A 14,004-nucleotide genomic window follows, 5' to 3' on the forward strand; every position below is an offset into this window, starting at 1 on the left:
GAGCCCCGGGAGAAGCACTGGTGCAACCGACTGCTCACGCGGCGCCGTGCTCGCCGTTGGCGGGCACGTTCGGCCGCCGCGGCGGGTCAGAGCCACCCATTCCCCGCTCGGATGAACGGGATACGGACCGGGTCGCTGGAGAAGGCTCCCCGGGTGTGCGGGATGAAGGACAGCCTCTTCTCCCAGTCGGCCTGCGTTGGCCGGTCCAGGGACGACCACAGCGCTTCGCTCACGAATGAGTAGTGCGTTCCCCAGGTGAGGCAGTGGAGCGCGAAGGCGAGGACCTTGCTCGGCGCGGCTCGCAGTTCCGATTCGAGGCGGAGGACCGCTTCCTTGCCTTCGTCCAGCGCCCCGAGCACCAGGTGGAAGCCCGCGGGGTCGGACAGGCCGCACATCGCCAGCGGCGTCGGGTCCCGGAAGTCCACATCGCCTCGCCGTGGCACCCGGAGGGCGTCGGCGAACTGCGGCCAGTCCACGTCCGGCACGTGCACGGAGCGGATGAAGGCCCCAGGGCCTGACGCCGACCGCGAGCGGTCAAGAGCATCGCGGAGCCGCCGTAGATCCGCCAGCAGGGGCGCCGCCTCCGTCGCTGACTGCGCCAGCGACGCCGCCTCCGTCGTCAGGAAGGCGGCATCCGCCGGACCGAGGAGGTGGCTCACGTGCTGGAGTCCGGTCGCTGTAGGAGCCAGTTCCCGTCCGAGCGTGGAGGGCACCGCTGCCCGTAGCCCGACTTCATGGATGGAGGCATCGGTCACCCGCATCAGCTGGCTCGCAGGGGCGTCCGGGCCGCTGAACCGTCCGGGCTACTCCTAGGCGAACAGCCGGTCGTCGTGATCGTGGCAGTACCCGGGGAAGGTCGGTGCCGACGAGCCGGTCATCGGTCGCATCTCGACCGCGGTACCACCGATGACCACAGGGGTGCGGAGCCCGCCTCCGCTGCCGTTCGCAGTGAGGAAGGACCTGGGGATGACGTGCGAGTCGATCGCCGGTTCGTTGCATCCGGCAATGCGGCAGCGAGAGGGCGTGGAAAGCCGGTGAGCCCCGTGCACGGCACCGATCGTCGCCTGCACGGACGCGGTCACGGTCGCATGGAACGCGTGTCCGAAACGGTCGCGGATGCGGTGGATCAGGTTGTCCAGACCGAGGTTCGGCAAGGTGCGCTTCCTTCCTCAGGGCACGGTCTGGGGATGCCGCAGGCATGGCTGACGGCGGCACGCCTCCGTGAGGTGTGCCGCCGTCGGGTGCACCCGACGCCCGGTCCGGAAGGCCGGGCGGGAGGTCAGTGGTGCGTGGAGTTGTTCTTGGCGCGCTCGATCGAGGCCAGGATCTCGGCCTCGGCCGCGTCGCGGCCGACCCACTCGGCGCCCTCGACCGACTTGCCCGGCTCGAGGTCCTTGTACGTCTCGAAGAAGTGCTGGATCTCGAGGCGGTCGAACTCCGACACGTCCTCGATCTCCTTGAGGTGCGCCACCCGCGGGTCCGTCGCCGGGACGCAGAGGACCTTGTCGTCCCCTCCGGCCTCGTCGGTCATGCGGAACATGCCGATGGCCCGGCAGGTGACCAGGCACCCGGGGAACGTCGGCTCCTCGAGGATCACCAGGGCGTCCAGCGGGTCGCCGTCCTGCCCCAGGGTGTTCTCGATGTAGCCGTAGTCCGCCGGGTAGCGGGTGGAGGTGAACAGCATCCGGTCCAAGCGGATGCGTCCGGTCTCATGGTCCAGCTCGTACTTGTTCCGCTGGCCCTTCGGGATTTCTACCGTCACGTCGAACTGCACGGACGTAGTGTGGCCCACGGGGGACGATCCGGTCGGCGCAGGCCCCCCTGTGGGGGGTGGGCACCATCTCGTCGAGCGGCTCGACGATCGTCACGGCCAACTACGGCCGCTTCCGACGGCGCATGACGATCGGCGTCGTGGTCCTCGTGCTGCTGCTCGCCGCCGGGGGTGTCGGGCTCGGCGTCGCGCTCGGCGGCGACACGGGCCGGGACGGCGCTGTCGCCGTCCCCGACGCGGAGCTGCCCAGCCTGGGCGAGGCCGAGCCCGTCCTGGCCGGGCTGGTGGCCGACGCGCCCCTCCCGGACCCCGACGTCCTCGCGGCCACGCTGACCCCGCTGGTCACCGGCCCGCCGCTGGGGCCCGGGACGACGGCGCAGGTCATCGACGTCGCCACCGGTCAGGTGCTCTACGACCAGAACGCCGGCGCCCCCCTGACCCCGGCCTCCACCGCCAAGCTGCTCACCGCTGCCGCCGTGCTCACCACCCTCGACCCGGCCGACACGTTCGAGACCCGGGTCGTCAGCGGCGCCACCCCCGGCGAGGTGGTGCTCGTGGGCGGCGGGGATCCGACGCTGTCGCGCACCGAGCCGTCGCTGACCTATCCCGGCGCCCCGACCGTGGCCGACCTCGCCACCCAGGTGGTCGCCGCGCTCCCCGCCGGTACCGCCGTGACCCGCGTCGTGGTCGACAGCTCGCTGTTCAGCGGCCCGCTCACGGCCAGCGGCTGGGGTGCGGGGGACGCCCCCTCCAGCTACGCCGCGCCGATCACCGCCACCGCCGTCGACGGCGCCCGGGTCAGCCCCGGGGCGACCGCCCGGAGCGGGCAGCCCGGCTTGGACGCCGGCTCCGCCCTCGCCGACGCGCTCGGCGCGCCCGGCGCCGCCGTGGTCCTCGGGCAGGCCCCCGCCGGGGCGCGGACGCTCGGCACCGTGGAGTCCGCACCGGTCGCCCGGCTGGTCGAGCAGGCGCTGTCCATGTCCGACAACGTGCTCGCCGAGTCCCTGGCCCGGCACGTGGCGCTGTCACGGGGGGAGCCGGCGACGTTCGAGGGCGCGGCCCGGGCCATCGTCGACACGCTGGACGAGGCCGGCCTGGACGTCACCGGCGTCGCCCTCGCCGACGCCAGCGGCCTCTCCCGGGAGGACGTGGTGACCGCCGAGCTGCTCACCGCCCTGGTGCGCGGGGCTGCCGACGGCAGCCTCGGGAACGCCGCGGGCCTGCTCGCCGGCCTCCCGGTGGCCGGGTACGACGGCACCCTCGCCGACCGCGGGGACGACGACCCGGCGACCGCGCCGGGGACCGTGCGCGCGAAGACCGGCACGCTGCTGGGTGTCAACGCCCTCGCCGGCACCATCGTGACCGCGGACGGACGGCTGCTGGCCTTCGCCGTGGTGGCAGACGAGGCGACGGGCAGCGCAGTGGCCGCGGAGGCCGCGCTCGACGAGGTCGCCGCCACCCTGGCCGCCTGCGGCTGCCGGTGACGCCGCGGCCCGCCGGGCCGGGAGGCGCTCCACGCGTACGGTGAGGCGATGAGCAGCGCCTCCTCGATGGTCGACTGGGATCTCGCCGGACGCACGGCCCGCCGGCTGGTGAGCAGCGGCCCGAGCACGACCCGTGAGGAGGCCGCCGCCGTCGTCGCCGAGCTGCACCGGGCCGCGGCCACCGCCGTCGCACACGTCGAGGCCCTCACCGGGCTGCGGCCCGCCCCCGGGGGCGCGGTCCCGGAGGTCGTCGTCGTCGACCGACCGGGCTGGGCGGACGCCAACGCCCGCGGCATGGCCGCCCTGCTCGACCCGCTGGTGCACAAGCTGACCGAGCGCCAGGAGAGCCGTCCCGGCGCCCTCGCCACGGCCATCGGCTCCCGCGCCACCGGGCTGCAGGCCGGTGGGCTGCTGGCCTTCCTGTCCTCGCGGGTGCTCGGCCAGTACGAGGTCTTCGGCACCGGTGGCCGGCTGCTGCTGGTGGCGCCGAACATCGTGGCGACCGAGCGGAAGCTGGGCGTCGACCCGTCGGACTTCCGGCTCTGGGTCTGCCTGCACGAGGTCACCCACCAGCTGCAGTTCACCGGCGTCCCCTGGCTGACCGGCTACCTCGAGTCGCAGATCGCGGAGTTCGTCGCCGCCACCGACCTGGCCCCGGACGTGCTGCGCGAACGCCTGCAGGACCTGCTGCGCGGCCTCGCCGACGCGGTGCGCGGCGGGAACGGCGACGGCGGGGCCGAGGGGCTGCTGGCGCTGGTGCGCGACCCGCGGCAGCGGGCCGTCCTCGACCGGGTGACCGCGGTGATGAGCCTCGTCGAGGGCCACGCCGAGTACGTCATGGACGGTGTCGGGCCCGACGTGGTCCCGTCGGTCCGCACCCTGCGCAAGCGGTTCGCGCAGCGCCGCAAGGGCCGGGGCCCGCTCGACCGCGTGATGCGCCGGCTGCTGGGCCTGGAGCAGAAGATGAAGCAGTACGCCGACGGCCGGCACTTCGTCGGCGGCGTCGTCGAGCTCGCCGGCATGGAGGGCTTCAACCGGGTCTGGGAGGGGCCGGCGAACCTGCCGCTGGTGGACGAGCTCACCGCGCCCGAGCGGTGGGTGGAGCGGGTGCTCGGCCGCCCGGCGCTCCCCGCCTGAGGCCGGTGGCCGGGCCACCTCGCGCGGTCGCCGCGGTGCGGCACGCGGTCCGGGCCGGGCTGCGGTCCGGCGCGGGCCCGGTGCTCGCCGCCTGCAGCGGGGGAGCGGACTCGCTGGCCCTGGCCGCCGCAATCGCCTTCGAGGCGCGGTCCGCCGGCGTGCGCGTCGGCGCGGTCACCGTCGACCACGGCCTGCAGCCCGGTTCGGCCGCGCGCGCGGAGAACACGGCCGCGCTGCTGCGGCAGCTGGGCCTGGACCCGGTGCTGGTGCTGCCCGTGCGGGTGGCCGGCCCCGGTGGCCCCGAGGCGGCGGCCCGCACCGCCCGCTACGCCGCGCTGGCCACCGCGGCGCGGGAGCGCGGCGCCCGGGTCGCCCTCGGGCACACGCTGGACGACCAGGCGGAGACGGTCCTGCTCGGCCTGGGCCGCGGCTCCGGGCCCCGGTCGGTCGCGGGCATGGTGCCCGAGCGGGTCACCGACGGCGTCTCCTGGTGGCGGCCGCTGCTCGGCGTCCGCCGCGAGACCACCCGGCGGGCCTGCGCGGACCAGGGGCTGCCCGTGTGGGACGACCCGTGGAACACCGACCCCGCCTACACCCGGGTGCGGCTGCGCACCGAGGTCCTGCCGCTGCTGGAGGAGGTCCTCGGCGGCGGTGTGGCGCCGGCGTTGGCGCGCACCGCGGGGATGCTCCGGGAGGACCTCGACGCGCTCGACGACCTGGCGGCCGCCGAGCTCGCCCGGCTGGCCGCGGAGTCCGGCGACGGCGGCCTGCCCGCCCGGCCGCTGGAAGCGCTGCCGGCCGCGCTCCGCCGGCGCGTGCTCCGCGGGTGGCTGCGCGGTGCCGGGGTCCCCGACCTGCAGGCGGTCCACCTGCGCGCGGTCGAGAGCCTGGTCACCGGCTGGCGGGGGCAGGGCGTGGTCGACCTACCCGGCGGCGCGGGCGTCGTCCGGGCGTCTGGCAGTCTGGTGCTGCTGCCGCCGGAGGCTCGGCGCAGCACCCCCGGAACCGCACCCCACGAGGAGCACACTCCGTGACGGAGCCTGCCAGCACGCCCGGCGCACTCGGTCCCGACCACGGCTACGGCCCGGACATCGACCACGTCCTGCTCAGCGAGGCGCAGATCCGCGACAAGATCGCCGAGCTCGCCGCGGCGGTCGCCGCCGACTACGCGGGCAGGGAGGTCCTGCTCGTCGGCGTGCTCAAGGGCGCGGTGCTGTTCATGAGCGACTTCGCCCGCGCGCTCCAGCTGCCCACCCAGATGGAGTTCATGGCGGTTTCCTCCTACGGGTCCGCCACCAGCTCCTCGGGTGTCGTGCGCATCCTCAAGGACCTCGACCGGGACATCACCGGCAAGCACGTGCTGGTGCTCGAGGACATCATCGACTCCGGGCTGACGCTCTCCTGGCTGCTCAAGAACCTCGGCGGCCGGAACCCCGCGTCGCTGGAGGTCTGCACGCTGCTCCGCAAGCCCGACGCGGTCAAGGTGGAGGTGCCGGTGAAGTACGTCGGCTTCGACATCCCGAACGAGTTCGTCGTCGGCTACGGCCTCGACTACGCCGAGCGGTACCGCGACCTGCCCTACATCGGCACGCTCAAGCCCGAGGTCTACGCCTGACACGTCGTCGTGCTCCGGACGACGACCGCGGCCGGGTGCTGTGCCCCGGCTGCGCTGAGCCCTCCCGTCGCGGCCGGTGAGGAGCCTCCGGGCCCGTCGCCGGCTGCGACCCTCGCGGGGCGGATCACCTCCGGTGCCGCGACCGCCTGCCGTCCCCGCCCCGTGTCCCGCGCGTCTGCCGTGACCGGCGAGGACCCTCCGGGCCCGTCGCCGGTCACGTCGCCCCGGGCGGGGGACGTTCCCAGCTCGCACGCAGGGATCGCCCAGGTGCACCGGTGTACCGTCGATCCCGACGACGCTGCACCGAGCGCCGGGGTCCGTGCCCGGGCCGTGGCGGCGTCCCCGGGACGGTCAGGAGGGTCGACGGGCGAGCCGGCACGCCGGCGCCCGGCATCGGTGTATGGAACGTAAGAAGATCTTCCGCTCCGTGTGGTTCTGGGTGGTCCTGGTCATCCTGCTGGCCCTGACCGTCTCGTCGCTGTTCAGCGGGGAGGGCAACCGCCAGGAGATCACCACCTCGACGGCCCTCGAGCAGATCGAGAGCGGCAACGTCGAGTCGGCGACGCTCAACACCAAGGAGCAGACGCTCGACCTGGAGCTGACCGACGAGGTCGAGGGCAGCACCGAGGTCACCACCTCCTACCCGGTGGCGGTCGAGGGCGACATCGTCGACCTCCTGCGCGCCCAGGAGGACGAGCAGTTCGACACCAACGTCACCCAGGACAGCCTGCTGGTCAGCCTGCTGGTCAGCTTCCTGCCGTTCCTGATCCTGCTCCTGCTGCTCTTCTGGCTGTTCAACTCCATGCAGGGCGGCGGCCGGGGCGTCATGGCCTTCGGCAAGTCGAAGGCCAAGCAGATCACCAAGGACATGCCGAAGACGACGTTCGCCGACGTCGCCGGCGCCGACGAGGCGATCGAAGAGCTGCACGAGATCAAGGACTTCCTCGCCAACCCGGTGAAGTTCCAGGCCGTCGGCGCGAAGATCCCCAAGGGCGTGCTGCTCTTCGGCCCGCCCGGCACCGGCAAGACCCTGCTGGCCCGCGCGGTCGCCGGCGAGGCGGGCGTGCCGTTCTTCTCGATCTCCGGGTCGGACTTCGTCGAGATGTTCGTCGGTGTCGGTGCCAGCCGGGTCCGCGACCTGTTCACCCAGGCCAAGGAGAACTCCCCGGCGATCATCTTCGTCGACGAGATCGACGCCGTCGGGCGGCAGCGCGGCGCCGGCATGGGCGGCGGGCACGACGAGCGCGAGCAGACGCTCAACCAGATGCTCGTCGAGATGGACGGCTTCGACGTCAAGGGCGGGGTCATCCTGATCGCCGCGACCAACCGGCCCGACGTCCTGGACCCCGCGCTGCTGCGCCCGGGTCGCTTCGACCGGCAGATCGCCGTCGACCGCCCCGATCTCGAGGGCCGCAAGAAGATCCTCGAGGTCCACGCCAAGGGCAAGCCGCTCGCGCCCGACGTCGACCTGGAGACCGTGGCCCGCCGCACGCCGGGCTTCACCGGCGCCGACCTCGCCAACGTGCTCAACGAGGGCGCGTTGCTCACCGCCCGCAACAACGGCTCGATGATCACCGACGCGACCCTCGAGGAGGCGATCGACCGCGTCATCGCCGGCCCCGAGCGCAAGACGCGGGCGATGAGCGAGAAGGAGAAGAAGGTCACCGCCTACCACGAGGGCGGGCACGCCCTGGTGGCGCACGCGCTGCCCAACCTGGACCCGGTGCACAAGGTGACGATCCTGCCCCGCGGCCGCTCGCTGGGGCACACCCTCGTGCTGCCGACGGAGGACAAGTACACCCAGACCCGGTCGGAGATGATCGACACCCTCGCCTACGCCCTCGGCGGGCGGGCCGCCGAGGAACTGGTCTTCCACGAGCCGACCACCGGGGCCGGTAACGACATCGAGAAGGCCACCTCGATGGCCCGCGCGATGGTGACCCAGTACGGCATGAGCGCCAAGCTGGGCGCGGTGAAGTACGGCAGCAGCGACTCCGAGCCGTTCCTCGGCCGGGACATGGGGTCCCGCCCCGACTACTCCGAGGCCGTCGCCGCCGACATCGACGCGGAGATCCGTGCCCTGATCGAGGCCGCGCACGACGAGGCGTGGGAGATCCTGGTCGAGTACCGCCACGTCCTCGACCAGCTCGTGCTCGAGCTGATCGAGAAGGAGACGCTCTCCAAGGACGACATGGCGCGCATCTGCGCTCCGGTCGCCAAGCGGCCGGCCCTCGCCCCGTACAACGGCTTCGGCAAGCGCACCCCGTCCGACCAGCCGCCGGTGCTGACGCCGGCGGAGCGGGCCGGGCAGAACGGGTCGGGGGCCACCAGCCCGGTCGGTGACGTCGGGGCCCCGGTCCAGCGATGAGCCGGGACCACCGGTGAGCGAGATCCCGGCCGAACCCGCCGACCAGCTGCTGACCCCGGCGCCGGGGGTGGACCAGGAGCGGGCCGCGGCGGCGGTCCGGGAGCTGCTGCTCGCCATCGGCGAGGACCCCGACCGGCCGGGCCTGCAGGACACCCCGGCGCGTGTCGCGCGGGCCTACGCGGAGACCTTCGCCGGGCTGGCGCAGGACCCGTACGACATCCTCGCGACCACGTTCGACGAGGACCACGACGAGCTGGTGCTGGTCAAGGACATCCCGATGTACTCGACCTGCGAGCACCACCTGGTGCCCTTCCACGGGGTCGCGCACGTCGCCTACATCCCGGGGCAGGACGGCCGGGTGACCGGGCTGTCCAAGCTGGCCCGGCTGGTCGAGGTCTACGCCCGCCGGCCGCAGGTGCAGGAGCGGATGACCCGGCAGATCGCCGACGCCCTCGACGACGCCCTCAAGCCGCGCGGCGTGCTGGTCGTGGTCCAGGCCGAGCACCTGTGCATGGCGATGCGCGGCGTCCGCAAGCCCGGTTCTTCCACGGTCACCTCCGCGGTCCGCGGCATCTTCCGCGAGAACGCGGCCACCCGCAGCGAGGCCATGGCCCTCGTGCTCGGCCGGTGAGCGGGGCGCGTCGATGAGCCCCGCCGCGCTGCCCCGTCCGGGTCACTGCCTGGTGATGGGCGTCCTCAACGTCACGCCCGACTCCTTCTCCGACGGCGGCTGCTTCGCCGACCCCGCCACCGCGATCGCGCACGGACTGGCCATGCACGGCGCGGGCGCCGACTACGTCGACGTCGGCGGGGAGTCCACTCGCCCGGGAGCCGACCGGGTGGACGCCGAGGAGGAGTGCCGCCGCGTGCTCCCGGTCATCCGGGAGCTCTCCGCCGCGGGCGTGCGCACCAGCGTCGACACCACCCGCGCCGAGGTGGCCGAGGCGGCGCTGCACGCCGGCGCGGTGCTGGTCAACGACGTCAGCGGTGGGCTGGCGGACAAGAACATGGCCGACCTGGTGGCCGAGGCGGGCGTGCCCTGGGTGCTCATGCACTGGCGCGGGCACAGCCGGGAGATGTACGCGGCGGCGCAGTACGGCGACGTCGTCACCGAGGTCTGCGCCGAGCTCACCGCCCGGGTGGAGGACGTCGTCGCCGCCGGGGTGCGCCCCGACCAGCTGGTGCTCGACCCCGGCCTGGGCTTCGCCAAGCGCGCCGAGCACAACTGGGCGCTGCTGGCCGGGCTCGACCGGCTCGTGGCCGTGGGGCTGCCGGTGCTCGTCGGCGCCTCGCGCAAGACCTTCCTGGGCCGGCTGCTCGCCGACGCCGACGGCGTCCCCCGCCCGGCCGAGGAGCGCGACGCCGCGACCCTGGCCACCACGGTGCTCGCCGCGCAGGCCGGGGCCTGGGGCGTCCGGGTGCACGACGCCGCCGGCTCGGTCGACGCCATCCGCACCGTGGCCGCCGTCCGCGCGGCGAGAGGAGCCGGCCGTGGCCAGCACCCCTGACCGGATCGTCGTCCGGGGCATCCGCGCCCACGCCCACCACGGCGTCTACGCCTTCGAGCGCGAGCGCGGGCAGATGTTCCGGGTGGACGCCGTCCTGGAGCTGGACACCACCGCCGCGGCCGCGGCCGACGACCTCGCGCGGACGGTGAACTACGCCGACCTGGCCCAGCGGTTGCACCACGTGGTCGCGGGGGAGCCGGTCAACCTGCTCGAGACCCTCGCCCAGCGGCTGGCCGACGTCTGCCTGGCCGTCGAGCTCGTCGACGCCGTCGAGATCACCGTGCACAAGCCGCAGGCCGAGCTGGGGGTGCCGTTCGACGACGTCGAGGTCACCATCCGCAGGGAGCGCCGGTGAGCCGCGCCGTCCTCTCGCTGGGCGCCAACCTGGGCGACCGCGCCGGCGCGCTGCGCACCGCGCTCACCGCGCTGAAGGACGACGGCGTGCTGGTCGCCCGCTCCACGCTGTACGAGACCCCGCCGTGGGGGCCGGTCGAGCAGCCGCCGTACCTCAACGCGATCGCCGTCGCCCGCGGCGAGCGGGATGCCCGGGGCTGGCTCGCGCGGGCGCAGGAGCTGGAGCAGGCGGCCGGCCGCACCCGCGAGGTGCGCTGGGGCGCCCGCACGCTCGACGTCGACGTGGTCACCGTGACCGGTGACGACGGCGCCCCCGTGCTCTCCGACGACCCCGCGTTGACCCTGCCGCACCCGCGGGCGCACGAACGGGCGTTCGTGCTGGTGCCCTGGCTGACCCTCGACCCGACCGCAGTCCTCCCGGGCCGCGGCCGGGTCGCCGACCTGGTGGCCGCGCTCGACCCCGCCGACGTGGCGGCGGTCGTGCGCTGGGACCACCTGCACTGAGGACGCCGTGACCCCCGTCCGCCGCCGCGACCTCGTCGTCCTCGCCCTCGGGCTCACCGTGGCCGCGTGGCTGCTGGTGCGCGCCTGGTACGGCGACCTGCCGCCGTTGCGCTGGTGGCTGCCGGCGCCGCTGGCCGTGCTGGCCCTGGCCGAGGCGCTGGGGGCCCGGGTGCTGCGCTCCCGCCTGCACGCGCTGCGCGAGGCACGGGCCGGCCGCGGCCCCCGGGAGCGCGACGCCGCGAGCGTCCGCCCGGTCGAGCCGATGCTCGTCGCCCGGCTGGCGGTGCTCGCCCAGGCCAGCGCCTACGTGGGCGCCGTCTTCACCGGCGTCTGGCTCGGCGTCCTCGCCTACACCGGCCCCGCGGTGGGCCGGCTGCAGTACGCCGGCAGCGACACGGTGACCGCGCTGCTCGGTCTCGTCACGTCCCTCGCGCTGGTCGCCGCGGCGCTGTGGCTGGAGTCGGTGTGCCGCGTCCCGCCGGGCTCGTCCGACGACGATCCGGCCCCCGGGGTCTCGGCCTAGCGCTCGCCCGGCCCCGCGCCGGGCAAGAACGGTCAAGCGCCGGCGGCTCCCGGCGCGTCACGCTGCAGGCATGACGGGACGCGACCGCCTCCGCGAACTCCTCGACGCCGTGCTGGACGAGGAGAACCACACCCTCGCCGAGATGGCCGGCGACGCCTACGCCTCCCCGTTCCACTTCAGCCGGGTCCTGTCCCGGGAGGCCGGGGAGGCGCCCGTGGCGATGCGGCGCCGGGTGATGCTCGAGCGCGCCGCCTGGCAGCTGCGGCAGGGCAGCAGCGTCACCGAGGCCGCGTGGGCGGCCGGGTACGAGTCGGTCGAGGGGTTCAGCCGGGCCTTCACCCGCGCCTACGGCCGGCCGCCCAGCGCGGTGGACGCCGGGTCCGGCCACTGGCTGCCGGCGCCCAACGGCATCCACTTCCACCCGCCCACGTCCCTGTGGGTGCAGAGCACGGAGCACGCGATGAACCCGCTCACCGAGCAACTGGTGGCGCACGACCTCGACGACACCCGGCACCTGCTCGAGGCGGCGAAGGGGCTGACCGACGAGGAGTTCCGCGCGACGCGGCTGCCCGGCCTGGTCGTGCTGCCGTGGGACGGCCCGGAGGAGTCGGTGCAGGCGGTGCTGACGCACCTGGTCTACACGGTCGAGGTCTGGCTGGCGTCGATCGAGGGGCGCGACGTGCCCGACCGTCACGCCGACGCGGACCCCGCCACGTTGCTGGAGCGGCACGACGCCGTGGCTCCCCGGTGGCTCGCGGTGATCCGCGACGTCGACCGCCGGGGCGGCTGGGACGACCGGCTGATCGACGCGCTCTGCGAGCCGCCGGAGAGCTTCGTCCTGAGCGGCGTCGTCGCCCACGTGCTCACCTTCTCGGCCCACCGGCGTCAGCTGGTCCGGCACCTGCTGCGGACGGCGGGCCGCCGGATCGACACCGGCGACCCCATCGACTGGCTCCGCGCCCGCCGCGGCGAGACCCCGGGAGGAGACCCGTGCTGACCTACTACACCGCCACCACCCTCGACGGCTGGATCGCCGACCCGCAGGACTCCCTCGACTGGCTGCTGCGCCAGCCGCACGACGAGGCGGGTGCCTTCGGCATGGACGCCTTCATGGCCGGGATCGGCGCCCTGGTCATGGGGTCGACGACCTACGAGTGGGTCCTGGAGCACGAGGCCGGCAAGCCGTGGCCCTACACGCTGCCGACGTGGGTGATGACCTCGCGCCACCTGGTAGCGGCAGGGCCCGCGGTCCGGTTCGCCTCCGGGGACGTCCGTGCCGTCCACGAGGCGATGACCGCGGCGGCGGGCGGGAAGGACCTCTGGCTGGTCGGCGGGGGCGACCTGGCCGGTCAGTTCGCCGAGGCCGGGCTGCTGGACGAGGTCGTGGTCTCGATCGCGCCGGTGACCCTCGGCGCGGGCCGGCCGCTGCTCCCGCGCCGGCTGGACCTCGAGCTGGTCGAGTCAGCGGTCAACGGGGCGTTCGTCAGCGCGCGGTACCGGGTGGCCGGCCCGCTGCTGGAGGACCGGCGTCCCTAGGCCGACGCGGCTCCGGCCGTCTCCGGCACCCGCCCCTCCACCGAGCGGCGCAGCGCCGAGTGCAGCGACTCCGGCGTGAGGACGCCGAGGAACTGGTCGCCGTCGAGCACTGCCACCCACCCCGCCTCGTGCTGCAGCATCGTGGCGAACGCCGTCTTCAGCGACGCCTCGCGCGGCACCCAGGCCTCCATCCGCCGGGCCGCGGATCCGACGGTCCCGCCGCCCGTGGCGCGGTCCGGCGACAGCCAGCCGTGCAGGTGCTCGGCGTCGTCGAGCACCACGGCCCAGCGCGCGCCGGACCGCTGCAGCGCCGACCGGGCGTCGGCCAGCCCGTCGTCGACGTGCAGCACCGGCGGCTGCTCCAGGTCCTCGGGGTCGATGCCGGTGACGGCGAGCCGCTTGAGGCCCCGGTCCGCGCCGACGAAGTCGGCCACGAACTCGTTCGTCGGCCGGCCCAGCAGGTCGGCGGGGGTGGCGAACTGCTCGACCCGGCCGCCCTCGCTCATGACCGCGATGCGGTCGCCGATCCGCACGGCCTCCTCGATGTCGTGGGTGACGAAGACGATGGTCTTGCGCACCGTGGCCTGCAGCCGCAGGAACTCCGCCTGCAGCCGCTCGCGCACCACGGGGTCGACGGCGGAGAACGGCTCGTCCATGAGCAGCACCGGCGGATCGGCGGCCAGCGCCCGGGCCACCCCGGCCCGCTGGCGCTGCCCGCCGGAGAGCTGGGCGGGGTAGCGGTCGCCGTGCACCGCCGGATCGAGGCCCACGGTGGCCAGCAGCTCGTCGACCCGCGCCCGGATCTCCCTCTTGTCCCAGCCCAGCAGCCGGGGGACCGTTCCGACGTTGGCGCGGATCGTCTGGTGCGGGAAGAGGCCGACGTTCTGGATGACGTAGCCGATGCGGCGGCGCAGCTCCACCGGATCGGCCCGGGTGACGTCGTCGCCGCCGATCACGATGCGGCCGGTGGTGGGCTCGATGATCCGGTTGATCATCTTCATCGTGGTCGTCTTCCCGCAGCCGGACGGGCCGACCAGCACGGTCAGCTCGCCCGCGGCGAAGGTGAGGTCGAGCTCGGCCACGCCCACGGTGCCGTCGTCGTAGACCTTGCCCACGCCCTCCAGCCGGATCTCCGCCGCGTCACCGGACGCGCTCGCGGTCGGTGGAGTGTGCGCAGTAGCGTCCACGGGGTGGCCCTCCTGGG

At 74.4% G+C, this 14,004-nt stretch carries 16 protein-coding genes; 12 read left to right on the top strand and 4 right to left on the bottom strand.

Going from position 1 to position 14,004, the window contains the following annotated elements:
- Window positions 1-86: 86 nt before the first annotated feature.
- The 3 genes from ACI8AG_RS02765 to ACI8AG_RS02775 all read right to left on the bottom strand — a co-directional run bounded on the left by ACI8AG_RS02765 (window position 87) and on the right by ACI8AG_RS02775 (window position 1,774).
- Window positions 87-755: a hypothetical protein gene (locus tag ACI8AG_RS02765; protein ID WP_456595829.1), complete on the bottom strand. Its 669-nt coding sequence runs from the start codon at window positions 753-755 to the stop codon at window positions 87-89.
- Window positions 756-809: 54 nt separating this feature from the next.
- Window positions 810-1,154 carry a hypothetical protein gene (locus ACI8AG_RS02770; protein WP_456595830.1) on the bottom strand — a complete coding sequence of 115 codons (345 nt, stop codon included), beginning with the start codon at window positions 1,152-1,154 and terminating at the stop codon, window positions 810-812.
- 125 nt (window positions 1,155-1,279) lie between these two features.
- On the bottom strand, window positions 1,280-1,774 hold the full coding sequence (locus tag ACI8AG_RS02775; RefSeq protein WP_456588151.1) for an inorganic diphosphatase: 495 nt from the start codon (window positions 1,772-1,774) through the stop codon (window positions 1,280-1,282).
- 56 nt (window positions 1,775-1,830) lie between these two features.
- Between ACI8AG_RS02775 and dacB the strand changes: the two genes are divergently transcribed.
- From dacB to ACI8AG_RS02835, 12 genes are all read left to right on the top strand, one after another.
- Complete coding sequence (gene dacB, locus ACI8AG_RS02780; protein ID WP_456595831.1) at window positions 1,831-3,255, top strand: D-alanyl-D-alanine carboxypeptidase/D-alanyl-D-alanine endopeptidase; 1,425 nt, start codon at window positions 1,831-1,833, stop codon at window positions 3,253-3,255.
- A gap of 48 nt (window positions 3,256-3,303) precedes the next feature.
- Window positions 3,304-4,392 (top strand): zinc-dependent metalloprotease, encoded by a 1,089-nt coding sequence (locus ACI8AG_RS02785; RefSeq protein ID WP_456595832.1) that lies wholly within the window; start codon window positions 3,304-3,306, stop codon window positions 4,390-4,392.
- 5 nt (window positions 4,393-4,397) lie between these two features.
- A complete protein-coding gene (gene tilS / locus ACI8AG_RS02790; protein ID WP_456595833.1) occupies window positions 4,398-5,426 on the top strand; it encodes a tRNA lysidine(34) synthetase TilS in 1,029 nt (342 codons plus the stop codon).
- Window positions 5,423-6,007, top strand: coding sequence for a hypoxanthine phosphoribosyltransferase (gene hpt, locus ACI8AG_RS02795; protein WP_456588147.1), 585 nt, complete (start codon window positions 5,423-5,425; stop codon window positions 6,005-6,007). Before tilS ends, hpt begins: the two co-directional genes overlap by 4 nt.
- A gap of 400 nt (window positions 6,008-6,407) precedes the next feature.
- Window positions 6,408-8,375 carry an ATP-dependent zinc metalloprotease FtsH gene (gene ftsH / locus ACI8AG_RS02800; RefSeq protein ID WP_456595834.1) on the top strand — a complete coding sequence of 656 codons (1,968 nt, stop codon included), beginning with the start codon at window positions 6,408-6,410 and terminating at the stop codon, window positions 8,373-8,375.
- Between the two features lie 13 nt (window positions 8,376-8,388).
- Entirely contained in the window at window positions 8,389-9,006 is a 618-nt protein-coding gene (gene folE, locus ACI8AG_RS02805) for a GTP cyclohydrolase I FolE (protein WP_456588145.1), read from the top strand.
- A 13-nt stretch (window positions 9,007-9,019) separates the two neighbouring features.
- Window positions 9,020-9,883, top strand: coding sequence for a dihydropteroate synthase (gene folP, locus ACI8AG_RS02810; RefSeq protein ID WP_456595835.1), 864 nt, complete (start codon window positions 9,020-9,022; stop codon window positions 9,881-9,883).
- Entirely contained in the window at window positions 9,867-10,238 is a 372-nt protein-coding gene (gene folB, locus ACI8AG_RS02815; RefSeq protein ID WP_456595836.1) for a dihydroneopterin aldolase, read from the top strand. The genes folP and folB overlap by 17 nt, the downstream gene beginning before the upstream one ends.
- Window positions 10,235-10,741 (top strand): 2-amino-4-hydroxy-6-hydroxymethyldihydropteridine diphosphokinase, encoded by a 507-nt coding sequence (gene folK, locus ACI8AG_RS02820; protein ID WP_456595837.1) that lies wholly within the window; start codon window positions 10,235-10,237, stop codon window positions 10,739-10,741. The genes folB and folK overlap by 4 nt, the downstream gene beginning before the upstream one ends.
- Window positions 10,742-10,748: 7 nt before the next feature.
- Window positions 10,749-11,264, top strand: a complete 516-nt coding sequence (locus ACI8AG_RS02825; protein ID WP_456588141.1) for a DUF3180 domain-containing protein — start codon at window positions 10,749-10,751, stop codon at window positions 11,262-11,264.
- A 70-nt stretch (window positions 11,265-11,334) separates the two neighbouring features.
- Window positions 11,335-12,261, top strand: a complete 927-nt coding sequence (locus tag ACI8AG_RS02830; RefSeq protein WP_456595838.1) for a helix-turn-helix domain-containing protein — start codon at window positions 11,335-11,337, stop codon at window positions 12,259-12,261.
- Window positions 12,255-12,800: a dihydrofolate reductase family protein gene (locus tag ACI8AG_RS02835; protein WP_456588139.1), complete on the top strand. Its 546-nt coding sequence runs from the start codon at window positions 12,255-12,257 to the stop codon at window positions 12,798-12,800. The genes ACI8AG_RS02830 and ACI8AG_RS02835 overlap by 7 nt, the downstream gene beginning before the upstream one ends.
- On the opposite strand, the gene ACI8AG_RS02840 is transcribed toward ACI8AG_RS02835, so the two are convergent.
- Entirely contained in the window at window positions 12,797-13,987 is a 1,191-nt protein-coding gene (locus ACI8AG_RS02840) for an ABC transporter ATP-binding protein (protein ID WP_456595839.1), read from the bottom strand. The genes ACI8AG_RS02835 and ACI8AG_RS02840 overlap by 4 nt on opposite strands.
- Between the last annotated feature and the right edge of the window lie 17 nt (window positions 13,988-14,004).

The organism is Blastococcus sp. SYSU DS0552, from assembly GCF_054050815.1.

What these genes read in the sequence shown, in the direction of transcription:
- ACI8AG_RS02785 (WP_456595832.1), top strand. Translation starts at nt 3,304, where the DNA reads ATGAGCAGCGCCTCCTCGATGGTCGACTGGGATCTCGCCGGACGCACG.
- ftsH (WP_456595834.1), top strand. Translation starts at nt 6,408, where the DNA reads ATGGAACGTAAGAAGATCTTCCGCTCCGTGTGGTTCTGGGTGGTCCTG.
- folP (WP_456595835.1), top strand. Translation starts at nt 9,020, where the DNA reads ATGAGCCCCGCCGCGCTGCCCCGTCCGGGTCACTGCCTGGTGATGGGC.
- ACI8AG_RS02830 (WP_456595838.1), top strand. Translation starts at nt 11,335, where the DNA reads ATGACGGGACGCGACCGCCTCCGCGAACTCCTCGACGCCGTGCTGGAC.